We start from the raw sequence: 14,768 nt of genomic DNA on the forward strand, positions 1-14,768 counted from the left end.
CTTCTTAGCTTGCGCTTTGCGTATGACTTCTTGCTTCGGCAATTCTCTCCCTACTGGGTTCACATTCCTAATATCACTCAATCCTTGGTTTAGGGCGCTCTCAACTTGGTTGATATGCTGAGCTTGATCAATTCTGCGTAGAGCATTCCGTGCAAATGTCTCTACTTTTGCAGTGGCACCTTTTTGTTCCACTTGAGACAAATTCCTATTGCCAGTAATGCTACTATTTTTATCTCTAAGCGCTTGTTCTATTTGTTGAAGAGCGTTCCCTTTGAATTCCGAAGTAGTTCTAGAGTGCCATTGGTTCACAAGGAAAACTTCATTCCCGTCTTTTCCACGCATCCCTGCTGCATAGTCTAGTTTACCAAGATCTCTATTTCCCTCAGTTTCAAAGCTTAGTTTATAAGATCTATCTGAGTTAGGAAGTCGAAGGTAATATAATGATGCAGCAGCATCTCTTTTTATATTAGATATTTTTTCATTGGAAATAGCTTGATTTTCAGTACTCTCAGCTCGTCTTTCGTAAGGTTGAGTATTATAGGCTCTCCATGTAGCTAACTCCTCTAAACTCCCGCGTGGAGCAGCTAAAGGCCCGATTTGCCTACCGAGACCACTATGCGAAATGGTTCCTTTTGTAACTTCTCTGAACCCTAGATTTATCCTCTTTAATTTTTCTACCAAATCTAGACCATCTTGAGCCGGAGCATATGTTCCCCCACTACGTTCATGATAACTGATTCCTTCAGTACCCCTTCTAACGGTTTGCCCTGATGGAATGGTAAACCACACTTCCGTAAGACCGGGCATCATCCTGTAATTATCTTTGTTGATCTCAATTGTCCACCTAAAACCTCTGTCAGTAGGCTTTACTGTGACAGTTAGATACTTAGAACCCTCTGATGCCAGCTTCACTGACTCATCTCTTGGTTTTCTATTTGAATAGAAAACATAAGTATACTTATCATAAGGAGAATGCCCCTCTATGTCCGTCCTTTCAAAGTAACTTTCTCTAGCTGTTTTAAATTCTTCAGAGTAGTTTTCCCCAGCTCTTACAGACCTTGCAGACCTTCCACTATAGGTAGCATTACGAAAATCAGAGTAGCCACCATCGCGTGGCTGCGGGGTTACTCCTCCAACTGTAGTCTCTTCTCCATATTTTTCTTCCAGCACTCCTTCGATGAGGTCTCGGGATTTTTTCAGGTCGACTAGGGCAGCGGCAAAATCTTCTTGGCTGATGGTATCACCTTTAGAAAAGGCTTCATTGAACTTATCAGCTGCTGCTTTTGCTGCTTGGATTTTATCTTCCGACGCTCCGTACCGTCGGAGTTTCTTGGTGATATCCTCCAATTCCTTTTTTAGTCCATAGACGCCGTTCTCACCTTCTGTCGTATTGGTGTAGGTTGGGAGTTCTTGTGGAGTAGATTGAGAGTTAGCTTCAGGAGCTGCTTCCTTTCCTCCATCAGTTGGACTGACTTGGTTTGCAGCTGGTTCGAGATCGGTTAGTCCACCTCTTTTACGACGCTTTCCACCAGTTGCTTGCTCAGTTGCAGTTCCGTTTGGTTCGACAAGCTTATTATTTGTCGAACCTGCTTCACCCAAGTCTGTCAATTTTGGTAGCGATGGCTCCAAGGCTTGATTGACACGGCTCGTCAGCTCTTCCATAGCTCTTACTTGCTCATCAACTTGCGCTTGCGTTGCTTTTGGATTCTCTAAGACCGCCTTAGCCTTTGCAAGACCTTCTTCGACTTCAGCGTGGAGAGCCTTCATGGAGTCTAAGGTTAGATTTGCCAACAAAGCTTCTAGGGTGCCTTGGGTCGATTTGGCTGCTGTCTTATCAGCAGTAGGAGTTGATTCTTCTCTCTCTTTTATTTCTCCCACTTGAGGACCTTCTTGACCGACTGGAGCAGGTTTAGACCTATCTAGCTCTTGCCCTTGATTTGCTTCCTCAGCTGTAGCGCCTTGCGCTTTTAGCTCACTCGCAAGCTTACCTTCAGCTGGCTGTTCGATCACAGTCTCCTTCAGCTCTCCTTCATCCGACTCCTGCAGATTCCCATCAGGGTTACCAGCAGACCCAGCAACCACTTCACTAGCCGTAGCCAGAGACACATCAGGCGCCTGCGCTTGAACCCCATTTGCGAAAAACATCAATGCCGCAACCGCAACACTAGCAGCACCAAAATGGTATTTACGAATAGAATAACGGAAAATTTTCTCTCCGTTATCCTTATTGCTTTTTCTAAACATAAGCATAAATCCTTTCTTCGTCTAAGTGCTTTCTCAAGCTTAGAAAGCGTACAAGAAGCCGACAGACGATAATATATCAACTATATAGTAACACTTCTGACATACAAATCAACCCCCCCTCTCTGACAAGATAGAGTCAGGAAAGGTAGGAAAAGCTATATATATATATATATATATATATATAAAGGTATATAAAGCCTTTTGATACAACTTATTTTTTAACAAAGAGACAAGGATTATACTACATTTATATATGCAAATTCTCTGATGCGCCGATATTACAATATTGTTACATTTTAATTACATAGGTATTTCAAAATATATGATAGAAGCCTGAGTATTTTATAGTAATTTCCATCCTATCAATTAGGTCAACAGTTGAGTGTTACACCCTATTCTCAGCAAAGGACTATGATCAGCATTTCCTAGCCGCTAGGACGCTCCAAATCACCTATTCTAATACTCAAGAGCAAACTAAGAAGCTAGCCGCAAGTTGCTCAAAACAGTGTTTTGAGGTTGTGGATAGAACTGACGGAGTCAGTTACTCATACCTACGGCAAGGCGACGTTGACGTGGTTTGAAGAGATTTTCATTGAGTATAATTTTAACTTCTTATTTTTCATTCCTATTCCTTAAATAAAAAGCTCACTAAAAAAGTGAGCAACATTTCCAATGAGATACTTCTGTTGGCGAGCGCGTCTCTCCGCCCCCTCATTGCCTTGCGAAGAGGCTTGGCGAATCGAAAGGAGGTGTTTTTTCCTGTTTTCAATTCTACTTATTTTTGCACATTTTTTTAATTTTATCAAACAAAAAAAACGCAAGCCGAAGCCTGCGAAAAGTTTTTTTTATAACCATTTAATTTCTTTCACATCTGTTTTACGAACTTTAGCATATTTCTTAGCGCTTGTAAAATGTAGAGTAACCGGTTTAAACACTCCACTTTTATCTCTTCGTAAACCTAAAATTGCGGATCTTTTGTTTCTATCTTCAAAAAATATGACGTCCAACTTCATAGTGTTTTTAGATAAATCTTTGGCTAGGATACAACAACTTGTTATCTTAGAATAGAAGATATCACCGATAAAACTATACAAAGATATCCTTTCTATAACATCGTTGTACATGGGATTATTTTTATATTCTTCCAAAATAAAAACACCAGCTTGAATAGCAGGTATTGTTTGACTAGCATAATCTCGTGTGATTTTGCGCAAGCCAAATAAGTGATGTAAATCAGTCAAGCAAAAATCTACTTCGAAAGTCTCTAAATGCTTATAATTCGTTGATACTTGACATGTTTTTCCATCGAATTTCTCTTGATAATCTAAAATACAATCAAGTAAGTTCAACGACAAACTCCATATTTTCTCAAAATAAAAAAAGCACGGGGCAGTTCTCACTACTGCCCAAAGTGGATGATTAGAGTCGGCTTCTCTAACTCCCTATGTTGTGCTTATTAGGCTTATCGCAAGGGAACAGTTTTTAGCTCTGCCAAGCCACATAGCGTGCTTACTACTATGTGTCCATGTCTCCATGGATTGCCGAGCGGTTTAACGACGTTTTGGGAGTCGGGATAACGAGAAAAGTGATACTTTTACGTTTTTTCCAACTTAATTATGACATCTTTCTTTAAAAAAGTCAATATTTATCGCTTTCTTTAACGAAAAAAATCCCACAAGAACGAATCCTGTGGGGAGATACACATTTTAGAAAAGCTTTCCTTTATTCTACTATTTTTCTTGTATTTTATCATTTAGAATGATAAAATACAAGTTTTTTGATAAAATCACCAAAAACTACTCGCTATCCCCTCTCACATCACCCTACATATCGTTTAACATACGACTGATAGTTCAGGGAAACTTTAAGGACAACTTTTCTCTCATCCCCTATGCAGGACTTACGATTACATTTATACTCCTATAGGCTCAATTTGACACTTTTCTTCTTCGAAGTGCTCATATGCCTCCTGAATAGTGAGTTCGATTTATCCAAATTTATTTTTGTCTATTTTGATGAACACTTCCACTAAGATAGTCTGAAAATGAATTTGCACCAATTTTTCTTCTCTTTTTAAGCATATTATTCCAGATATGATTGCCCTCTTGTTCAGTAATAAATTGCTCTTGAAACGCTTCAACCAGTATATCTCCTGTTGTCATATGTTCTAAAGAAAATTCTTCTACATATGGTTTAACATCTCTTAGGTTATTACTTCCTAATATCCCATTATGCTTTTTCGCTAAGGAAATAGAAGCCGCTTCTCCCTTACCAATAACCTTGTTACTATCATGATTTCTTGTTAAATTTCTATATAATTCGTATTCTTCAGTTCCAATGTCTATGCTCACAATCTCAGCCGAACCCTTAGCTACCAACTGGTCTATCCTAGATTTTAAATGGGGGATTGTAGGTATATTGATTTCATCATACACCTCTTGTGGAATAACAATTTTACCCGAATAGAGCTTTTCTAAAAGATATTCAGTGCCAACCCATAAAAATGCTGAAATACAATCTGTATCAATAAATACACGACTAGTCAAACGACAACTCCCCCTCTTCATCTAGCCCATATACAATATCATATCTGAAAGCATCTAGTAGCAGTTCCTCATACTTCCCTTGCGAAATTCTGTTATTTTCTAAAAGTTGTTCAGTCGATTTAATATAGTGTCCTAATACCATTTCCTTTTTACTTTCTGACAAAGGACGATATAAACTTGTATCATAGCCTAATCTTGAAGCTGTCTCTATAACACTAATATCCATATTTTTAATTTCTTCTGCGTCAAGGTATCCATCATTCCGCAATCTATATAACATAGCTTTATGACTGATACCATAAAACTGACCTAATTTTATAATATCTTCTACTTCAAGATGAGTTCTATTGGCATTTTCTCTTATTTCCTCAACCATCCTATACAGTGAAGATGGGGAAATTAAAAAATAAGAAGCAAACTGATCCGCTTTTCTTTCAGTTTCATCTCCTTCACCAATCAAAATAAAACTGACTGAACTCTTCTTCACCTCATCATAATAAAGATGATACAGTTCATGTGCTAAAGAAAATCTTTGCCTTCCTAATGACATGTCTGAATTGATTACAATGAGACTGGACCGAGTTCCTTTATAACAGACTCCGCTAATATTCTTTCCGAGTCCATAAAATACCAGCGTCAAATTTTCTATCTTTTGTACCAATTTAAAAATATCTATCGGCGCTTCACCATCAGCTCCCAACTTTTTTCTAAGATTTGAAGCTTTATTACTTAAATCCATTTTATCAATCATTTATTTTGTCTCCAATAGCTGATCTATCTCAAATTGATTCAATACAATTTTATTGATTTTCGCTAAAACTTTAAGATCTTGGTCTACTATTTTATTTTTTCTAAACGATATGACACACTGTTGTTCAGCTTGTTCGCCAAACAAAAGATATTCAACCGTACAGCAAAATAGAGCAGATAGTTTCTCAATAACATCCGACGTGATATTCCTTTCACCTTTTTCCATTTTGGCAATCATACTTTGATTCAAAGACAAATATTCAGCAATCTTATCTTGAGTAAGATTTGAAGATATTCTAAGTTCTTTTATTCTTTTTCCAACATCACATACATTTATCATATTCATACACCTCTCATAAAAAGAATAGCACACTCTTGTCATAAAGTCAATTTTTTAAATAAAAAAATTATGACAAAACAAGAAAGCAATTTATTGATGTTACTTAAAAATCCAAAATTGATGATAGTAAACCTATTTGATGAGTTCCTATCAAAAATCGTATCTTCAACCTCAAAACAGTACTTAAAGTTATCCGACTCGGTTTACATTGTCAAATTTATACTCAATGAAAATCAAAGAGCAAACTAGGAAACTAGCCGCAGGCTTCTAAAAACACTGTTTTGAGGTTGCAGATGGAAGCTGACGTGGTTTGCACTTTGATTTCCGCAGAGTATTAGACTTTATTTGAACATAACTTTATAGTTTGATTTTTGATTTTTATTTAATATAGTAGCAAAAATTGAAGGAAATATCTCCACAAGAAAACGCATACTATTAAGCTTTTTCAAGACCTAATAATATGCGCTGTTCTGATTTGAAAGACATTCCATTATTATTTTACTGTTATCAAGCCTTCAGGCTCGACTGTAAATTCTGGTTTTTCTGCTATCGTACCATCTTCTTTAAGGTAATACCAGCCATCATTTGATTTGACAAAGGCATTGGAAACCATGTCCCCATTTTGACTATCAAGATAGTACCAAGTCTCCTTGTATTTGATCCAGCCTGTTTTCATAGCACCTTCTCCATCGAAATAGTACCACTTCTCAGCGATTTTCTTCCAACCTGTAGCCATTTCGCCTGACTGGTCAAACCAGTACCAGTTGCCGTCTATGTGCTTCTTCCAGCGGTCTGCAAGCATATAGCCTGAACCGTCAAAGTAATACCAGGTACCATTGACTTTCTCAAACTTATCTTTTGGATAAGAACCATCTGAGTGTACATACCAGGTACCAGTATCGTTCTGTTGCCATCCTGCTTCAATCGTCAAGCCGTTTTCAATATCCTGCTTGAATTGCTCACGGCTAATACCCCATTTGGCAAGATAAGGATAGGGGTCAATGTGATCTGAGTTATTATTGGGTTGGTTATTGGTGCAATATTCGTGTGTCTTGATACCTGCCAAGTCGTCTGTATCAAGTGTTTTCGGTATACCAGCTTCATCCGCTAGATTGCGCAAGAGTTCGATATAGAGACGATAGTCAATCAGAAACTCTTCTTTTGATTCATGGCTTTCAATCAGTTCAACTTGTGCATAACCTTCTGCATTCCAACCGCCCCCAACGTCCCAGGCACCATTATCAACAGGTCCTACCTGCATAACACGACCATTACCGACTACGTGAGAAAAGAAGCCCAATTCAGGATCTTTTCTGTAATGGTAGTCAGCCTCATTTTGCACCGTTGAGTTACGGTTGCCTGTGGAATGGGCATGGACTTGCCTATATGGTTGCACGCCGACTTGAGGCAAATCTGTTCTTAATTTACTCACATCAATTTCCATATTCTACTCCTTATCAATTAAAACAACTTATTTTTTACAATCCAGAACCAGAAACTCCTTTATCTCTACCTTACAAAGAAGACAATCTTAGTCACGATTAGGCTTGTAGATAGAACTTTAGAACGCACTATTTTGACACTATAAATAGGACTGACAAGATCTGTATTCTATCTACAATAACACCCCAGACTAAAAAGCTTTTCAAAAGTATATTTTTACAGTCTCTATATGTCCTTTTCATAAATACTATACTTTATTATATCATATAAAAGAAGTCAAAAGCCTGTTAAACTATTTTCAAGACCAAACTAAAGAGGAGAACACAAGTTTTTTCGATTTTCACTAGAGGAAAGAGATTTTATTCAGTAAATCGAGCTATGATGACACTTTTGTTGCCAAGATGGCCTTACCTTCTTTTATCAAGGGGTGACGGAAAAGCGAAAAGTACAGTTGAACTGTCATGGCAACCCAGATGAGGGGTTCACAAAGAATAACACCCTTATATCCTGCCCAAGGAATAATCAAGACCACAAAAGCGATTTTCCCGATTAGTTCAATAAAGCTAGAAACTAGAGGAAGGACTTTTTGCCCCAAGCCCTGCAAACAATTACGATAAATCAACAAGAGACTCAAAATAGGATAAAAGGCTGAACTGATTTGCAGATAGAGACTTCCATTTTCTACCAAGTATACATCCATCGAACTAGACAAGAAGGAAACCAAGGCTGGACTGGCAAAAAAGAGGAAGACACAAACAAACACTGCCCAGGACATACTTAGAAGACTACCGATTCGAAGACCTTGAACAATGCGGTCTGGTCGCTTAGCTCCTAGATTCTGAGAAGAAAAGGTCGTCATAGATGCAGAAATAGCGGTCATAGGAAGAAGGGCGAAAGCCATAATGCGTCGCGCCGCTGTTTGAGCACTAATAATCACGGCTCCAAAGGTATTAACAGAAGACTGTAAAATCACACTTCCGATAGATACAATTGAACTCATCAAGCCCATAGCCAAACCTTGTTCCAAGAGATCCGCGTACAAGGCCTTGTCCCATTTGAAATGTTTAAACTGTGGCAAAAGTTCTGGCACACTCTTACGAATATAGTAAAAGCAGAGAACCGCTGATAAACCTTGCGAAATAATGGTAGCAAGTCCTGCGGATTGAACTCCCAGATGGAATTGCGTAATAAAATAGAGATCCAGAACCACATTAACCAGAGCAGAGAAAATCAAAAAACCAAGCGCAGCCAGACTGTCCCCAATGGACCGCAACAAACCTGCAAAGAGATTATAAGCGAAGCTAACACCGACACAGGTCACAATCATAGAAATATATTGATAGGACTGGGGAAGAATTTCTGCAGGGGTATCTAGGTATTGCAAGAGTGGATACAATCCAAAAAAGCCCAGTAGCATCACTACAACACTCAAAAGAGCACCTAAAATCCAGGTGGCTGCTACTGCCTCCTTAATTTTTGTGAAGTCACAAGCTCCATAATAGCGAGCAATAACAATCCCCATCCCATTGCCAACACCAAGAGTAAAACCTACAATCAGGTCAAAAATCGCTGTCGTCGCTCCTACTGCAGCCAAGGATTCTTGACCAAGAAATCGCCCAACAATCAAGACATCAGCAGTGTTATAGAGTTGCTGAAAGATATTAGACAGCAAGATTGGGAAGGCAAAACTCACAAGCGAGGGAAGAATCGGACCATGTATCAGGTCCACTGTTCGTTTTTTATTCATAAGGCTATTATATCAGCTTTCTAGTGGAGCGACAAGAAACAGCAAACTATAGATAATCTAAAAACTTGAATCAAAAATCGAAAAAGTAGCGGATTTCTCCACTACTTTAACAACTTATTCTTCAATTTCGATTTCAAGTTCATCGCCTAGGTCAAGTGTAACTTCTTCATTCACAGAATCTGCTTGAACTGCTTCATCTTTTTTGTTTTCAGTATCTTGTTCTGAAACTTCTTCTCCATCAATCAAGCCAAATTTAGAACGGACTTGCTTATCAATTTCATCAAAGATTTCTGGGTGATCTGCCAAGTATTTCTTAGCATTCTCAGAACCTTGCCCAATTTTTTCATCCTTGTAAGAATACCAAGCTCCTGCTTTTTTGATAATATCCAAGTCGCTTGCAATCTTCAAGAGTTCACCAGTCTTAGAAATCCCTTCTCCGTACATGATTTCAACGAAGGCTTCCTTAAATGGTGGAGCCACCTTGTTTTTCACGACCTTGATTTTAGTTTCTTTACCGACATTGGTATCTTTTTGGTCACCAGTTCCCTTGATTTGTGTGCTTCCACGAACATCCAAACGAACTGATGCGTAGAATTTCAAAGCACGTCCTCCAGGAGTTGTTTCTGGATTTCCAAACATAACTCCAACTTTTTCACGCAATTGGTTAATAAAGATGGCAATTGTTTTGGTTTTATTAATAGAAGCACCGAGCTTACGCATGGCCTGGCTCATCATACGAGCCTGCAAACCAACGTGGCTATCTCCGATATCTCCATCAATTTCCGCACGAGGTACAAGGGCAGCAACTGAGTCGACCACGACAAGATCAACTGCACCTGAGTCAATCAATTTTCCTGCAATCTCAAGACCTTGCTCTCCTGAGTCTGGTTGGGACAAGAGCAATTCGTCAATGTTAACACCAAGAGCCGCAGCATAAGCTGGATCGAGGGCATGTTCCGCATCGATAAAGGCTGCAATCCCGCCTTCTTTTTGTGCTTGCGCAACTGCATGAAGGGCAACCGTTGTCTTACCAGATGACTCTGGTCCGTAGATTTCGATGATACGTCCCTTAGGATAACCACCTGAACCAAGGGCAATATCAAGAGCCAAAGAACCTGAGCTCATCACTTGCACCTTTTGCTCGGCACGTTCACCCAAACGCATGATTGAACCTTTACCAAAGTCTTTCTCAATCAATTTGAGAGCGTCATTCAAGGCCTTTTCACGTTCTGCCCCAAATTTTTTTGAAATTTCATCTAATTTTTTTGGTTTTTTCGCCATTCTATTCTCCTACATTCTAATGGTCCTCAGACCTATCTACTATTATATCAAAAGTTAGTCACTTAATAAAGCCTTGCGAACTAGGTTAAAGGCATGCATAACCGCAATGTGGCGTACATCTGCTCGACTTCTGCCTCCAATATTAACCTTGATGACCTCAGTTCCATGCTCTTGAGCCAAGCCTATGAATACTGTCCCAGCTGGATGTCCTTCTAGGCTATCTGGACCTGCCACTCCAGTCAAACTCATTCCAAAATCAGACTGGGTCTTGATTCGTGCCTGCTCAGCCATCTTCTGAGCTGTAAATTCAGACACCACACCATGTTCTTCCAAATTCTTGACAGGAATATCCAACATCTTTGATTTTTCCTCCAAGCTATAGGTTACAAAACCACCCTTAAATATACTTGAAGCACCCGAAAAATCCGCCACAGTTGCTTGGAAAAGCCCTGCCGTCAAACTCTCAGCAGCCGTGATGGTTTTCCCTTGTTTTTTCAGTTTTTCTACCACAATGCTGGCTAAACTAGTCTCCTCTCCATAACCATAACAGAGGTCTCGTAAAGGAATTCCTTCGAAAGTCTGGTGATCCAAGATTTGATTTTCCAAGATATCCAGCGCCTGATTTGCCTTTTCTTGACTGCTAGCCTTTATTGACAGACGCAGAGTGACTTCTCCTGTCTTTGCATAAGGTGCCAAAGTCGGATCTGTTTGATTATCAATCAAATCAGACAAAATCGTAACCAACTGACTTTCGCCAATCCCAAAGAAACGAAGAACTCGGGAATATAGCCTACTCCCTGTCATAAACTTAGGTAGAAGTTGGTTTAAAACCATGGGTTTTAATTCACTTGGTGGACCGGGAAGGACGACATAGGTCACTCTATCGACTTCCAATATTCCCCCCACAGCCAGTCCTGTTTCGTTTGGCAGTGGAGTCGCTCCTTCTACAATTTGAGCTTGTCTTTCGTTATTCGGTGTTCGGGCATAGTCTGGTCTCTGGGCAAAAAAGACATCCAACTTCTCCTGCGCCTGAGGGTCAAAGACTAATTCTTTCCCTAAAAATTTAGCTAGAGTTTGTTTGGTCAAATCGTCCTCAGTTGGCCCTAAACCGCCTGTCAAAATCACCAGACTACTACGTTGACTGGCAATCTCAAGCAAAGACAAGAGACGAGCTTCATTGTCTCCTACAGCCGTCTGAAAATAAACATCTACCCCAATCTCTGCTAGTTTTTCCGATAAAAACTGGGCATTAGTATTGACAATCTGTCCTGTCAAAATCTCTGTTCCAACAGCAATAATTTCTGCTTTCATGTTTCCTCCTACCTATCTATTCGTATTTTTTTGAAAAAATCGCAGGAAATTTCCCACGATTGATTTTTTATTTGTATCAAGAAAGTTAATTATCTTCGTCACTAACAGGCACCCGTCCAAACAAATCTTCAAATAAGACAACATTTGTTTCAAGCTGAGTGACTTCTTCTTGTCCCAAAGAACGTCTCAAAAGATTCTGCATTTCCAACATGTGGTTTCTCGTAACAATTTGATAAGAAACGCCTTGTAGCATCTCCCCTTCACCCTTCAACTGTTGTGTTTCAATGGTTTTAAATGAATCTTTATAGCCTAGCAAGTTAGGGATACTTTTTGCAGACAAATCAATATTGGTCTGCATATTGTCACTCAAAGCTTTTAGAATCTCTTGATAATGACCAACGCTATTTAAACTGAGAGCTTTTTCCATGACTTTTTGAATAACTTCACGTTGACGTTTTTGACGACCATAATCTCCCTCAGGATCTTGGTAACGCATTCGTGCATAGACTAGGGCTTCTTCTCCCCCAATATGTTGCTCCCCAACACCGATAGAAATGGTATTAAATTCTTCTTGGTCACTGATAGAAATTGGGAAACCTAGGGTATTATTGACTGTAATACCACCTACTGCATCCACTAGTTTTTGCAACCCTTTCATATTGACCATCACATAGCGATCAATATGGATATTCATCATTTTTTGAATGGTTTCTATAGCAAGCTCTGCTCCACCATCTGCATATGCTGAATTCAGTTTCGCTTCATGAGCCTGACCATTCCCTGATTCAATGCGGGTCAGAATATCCCGCTCTAAACTCATCATCGTTGTTTTTTTTGTTTTAGGATTCACTGTCATCAAGATCATGCTATCACTTCTACCGACCCAAGTTTCAGTTCGTTCAGCATTTCCGGTGTCCACTCCCATTAACAGAATGGTTAGAGGTTCAGTCGCTTCAATAACCTTGGTTTCTTCGCCGATTTTTTTATAGGTTTTAGCTAAGGTTTCTGTCCCTTGTTGATAAATAGTATAAGCAAAAATACCTGCTCCTACTACAGTTACAGAAAGTAAAGCTAGCACCATTCCAATAATTTTTTTAACCATATTTCTACTAATCGATCAGTTTACCCATCAAGTAAACATCGATAAATTTCCCTTCTTCTATATATGCCCCACGCTCTTGGCGACCTTCAATGACAAAGCCATGCTTTTGATAAAGATGAACTGCAGCCTGATTACGAGTTTGGACAGTCAGTTGGAGACGACGCAGAATGCCACTTGCTTGTGCCCACTCTATCGCTTTTTCTAGCAACAAACTTCCCAAGCCATTATTCCAATATCTTTTTCCAATCACAATAAAGAGATCTCCAATATGACGAACTCTCTTACGCTGGTCAGCTGTGATATTTACAATACCAGCAATTTTATCATTTAAGAATGCAAGTAAGGTTATCTGATTGTCCGAACTAGCTTGCTTGTTGAGGAATACTTCCATCTCCTCACTGGTCAAGAGAATACCATCTCCGTCTAAGCTGGTAAAGTCTGTCTCCAAACTCACACGATTTAAAAAGGCCACTAATTCAGCTGCATCTTTAGGCTCTGCTTCTCTAATGAGCAATTCATACTCCATGTTGAAGCTCCTCCAAGAGTTTTTCTGCACGCAAACCCTTTGCCTGAAAATTTAAACGGCGACCGTCTTCTTCTTTTAGAATTTCCAACTCTACATAAGTATCTGGCAAGGCATCTCCTAAGAGATTTCCCCACTCAATAACAGTCACTCCGCCACCAAAGAGAAACTCATCCAAATCGATAGAATCCGCATCTCCTTCAATACGATAAACATCTAAATGGAAAAGCGGAAGACACCCTTCATACTCTCTTACGATAGTATAGGTGGGACTTTTAATCATTTGAGAAATCTGTAAACCTTTAGCAAGTCCTTTAGTAAAAGTCGTTTTACCTGCACCCAGTTCTCCAGTTAAGATTAAAACATCATTCTTTTCTAATAGATGACCCAAACGCTCCCCTAAGGCTTGCAACTCTTCTTCATTTTTTGTGTACATACTCTTATTATACCAAAAACTTTTCTTTTGTGTCTATTTTCCTGCTAAACTTACCATCATAACATCCATAATGTAACTTCTCAAAGTAACTTCCACTTGCCTGACCAAAGTGGAAATTAGTCTAAAACGGATTTTTATGGTGGAATTAAGTGTGAGACGTTTGAGTTAGAAACGAGGTCTACTATGACAAAACATAAACACCTTACCCTTTCAGACCGTAATGATATCCAATTAGGTTTAGAGCGCAGTGAAACCTTCAAAGCTATTGGACAATCCATTCTAAAAGACCCGACTACTGTTTCTAAAGAAGTCAAACGAAACAGACAAGTCCGAGAGTCTACATGCCATAACCTTCCTTGCCCTCTACTCGACAAAGCTCCCTTTGTCTGTAACGGCTGCCCTAAAAGAAGACAGAATTGTGGCTATAAGAAGATCTTCTACCTCGCTAAGCAAGCTCAAAAACAATACGAACAAACTCTTGGCGAAGCTCGTGAAGGAACTCCCCTCAATTCCAAGACCTTCTGGGACATGGACAAAGTCATTTCTGATGGGGTTAAAAAAGGACAACACATCTATCATATTCTCAAAACTCATAACCTTGATGTCAGCTCCTCAACTGTCTATCGACACATCCGAAAAGGGTACCTATCTATCGCTCCGATTGATCTTGCCAGAGCCGTTAAATTCAAAGAAAGACGAAAAAGTAAGCTACCTTCCATCCCTAAAGAAGCTAAAAAAGGCCGTTCCTATGAGGATTTCCAAAACTATTTAGCACTGAATCAACTAGACTCTTGGCTGGAAATGGACACAGTTATGGGGAGAATGGGAGGTAAAGTCCTACTCACCTTCAATCTATCTTTCTGTAACTTTATCTTCGCTAGACTTCTGGATAATAAAACTGCCCTTGAGGTTACCAAACATCTCTATGACATCAAGAACACTCTTCACCAAGCGGACAAAGATTTCTTCCAACTCTTCCCTGTCATTCTTACCGATAATGGTGGAGAGTTTGCCAGGGTTGATGACATCGAAATGGATGTGCGAG

The 14,768-nt window shown here is 39.4% G+C and carries 12 protein-coding genes and 1 pseudogene; 1 reads left to right on the plus strand and 12 read right to left on the minus strand.

The window, feature by feature from the left end; all coding sequences use genetic code 11:
• The 12 genes and pseudogenes from HT696_RS09005 to tsaE all read right to left on the minus strand — a co-directional run.
• Positions 1-2,244 (minus strand): DUF1542 domain-containing protein (locus tag HT696_RS09005; protein WP_173283569.1); only part of this gene is annotated, 2,244 nt, incomplete at its 3' end.
• An 845-nt stretch (positions 2,245-3,089) separates the two neighbouring features.
• A complete protein-coding gene (locus HT696_RS09010; protein WP_345789496.1) occupies positions 3,090-3,644 on the minus strand; it encodes a PBECR4 domain-containing protein in 555 nt (184 codons plus the stop codon).
• Between the two features lie 726 nt (positions 3,645-4,370).
• Positions 4,371-4,790 (minus strand): annotated as a pseudogene (locus HT696_RS09015) (hypothetical protein); the annotation flags it as partial.
• Positions 4,783-5,529: an ImmA/IrrE family metallo-endopeptidase gene (locus HT696_RS09020; RefSeq protein WP_319946294.1), complete on the minus strand. Its 747-nt coding sequence runs from the start codon at positions 5,527-5,529 to the stop codon at positions 4,783-4,785. The pseudogene HT696_RS09015 and the gene HT696_RS09020, both read right to left, overlap by 8 nt.
• Positions 5,530-5,541: 12 nt before the next feature.
• Positions 5,542-5,886 (minus strand): helix-turn-helix transcriptional regulator, encoded by a 345-nt coding sequence (locus HT696_RS10870; protein ID WP_001056000.1) that lies wholly within the window; start codon positions 5,884-5,886, stop codon positions 5,542-5,544.
• Between the two features lie 487 nt (positions 5,887-6,373).
• Positions 6,374-7,324, minus strand: a complete 951-nt coding sequence (locus tag HT696_RS09030; protein ID WP_173283572.1) for an N-acetylmuramoyl-L-alanine amidase family protein — start codon at positions 7,322-7,324, stop codon at positions 6,374-6,376.
• A 375-nt stretch (positions 7,325-7,699) separates the two neighbouring features.
• Entirely contained in the window at positions 7,700-9,070 is a 1,371-nt protein-coding gene (locus HT696_RS09035) for an MATE family efflux transporter (RefSeq protein ID WP_173283573.1), read from the minus strand.
• A gap of 114 nt (positions 9,071-9,184) precedes the next feature.
• Positions 9,185-10,351 carry a recombinase RecA gene (gene recA / locus HT696_RS09040; RefSeq protein WP_173283574.1) on the minus strand — a complete coding sequence of 389 codons (1,167 nt, stop codon included), beginning with the start codon at positions 10,349-10,351 and terminating at the stop codon, positions 9,185-9,187.
• 54 nt (positions 10,352-10,405) lie between these two features.
• Positions 10,406-11,662 (minus strand): competence/damage-inducible protein A, encoded by a 1,257-nt coding sequence (locus HT696_RS09045; protein ID WP_173283575.1) that lies wholly within the window; start codon positions 11,660-11,662, stop codon positions 10,406-10,408.
• Positions 11,663-11,747: 85 nt separating this feature from the next.
• Complete coding sequence (locus tag HT696_RS09050) at positions 11,748-12,764, minus strand: LCP family protein (RefSeq protein ID WP_173283576.1); 1,017 nt, start codon at positions 12,762-12,764, stop codon at positions 11,748-11,750.
• 7 nt (positions 12,765-12,771) lie between these two features.
• A complete protein-coding gene (locus tag HT696_RS09055; RefSeq protein ID WP_173283577.1) occupies positions 12,772-13,290 on the minus strand; it encodes a GNAT family N-acetyltransferase in 519 nt (172 codons plus the stop codon).
• Positions 13,280-13,723: a tRNA (adenosine(37)-N6)-threonylcarbamoyltransferase complex ATPase subunit type 1 TsaE gene (gene tsaE, locus HT696_RS09060; RefSeq protein WP_173283578.1), complete on the minus strand. Its 444-nt coding sequence runs from the start codon at positions 13,721-13,723 to the stop codon at positions 13,280-13,282. The genes HT696_RS09055 and tsaE overlap by 11 nt, the downstream gene beginning before the upstream one ends.
• A gap of 183 nt (positions 13,724-13,906) precedes the next feature.
• On the opposite strand from tsaE, the gene HT696_RS09065 reads away from it, so the two are divergent.
• The coding region (locus tag HT696_RS09065) for a helix-turn-helix domain-containing protein (protein ID WP_173283579.1) at positions 13,907-14,768 on the plus strand (862 nt) is incomplete at its 3' end.

The sequence above is a fragment of the Streptococcus sp. 9903 genome, from assembly GCF_013276625.1.
In the GTDB taxonomy this organism is placed as follows: domain Bacteria; phylum Bacillota; class Bacilli; order Lactobacillales; family Streptococcaceae; genus Streptococcus.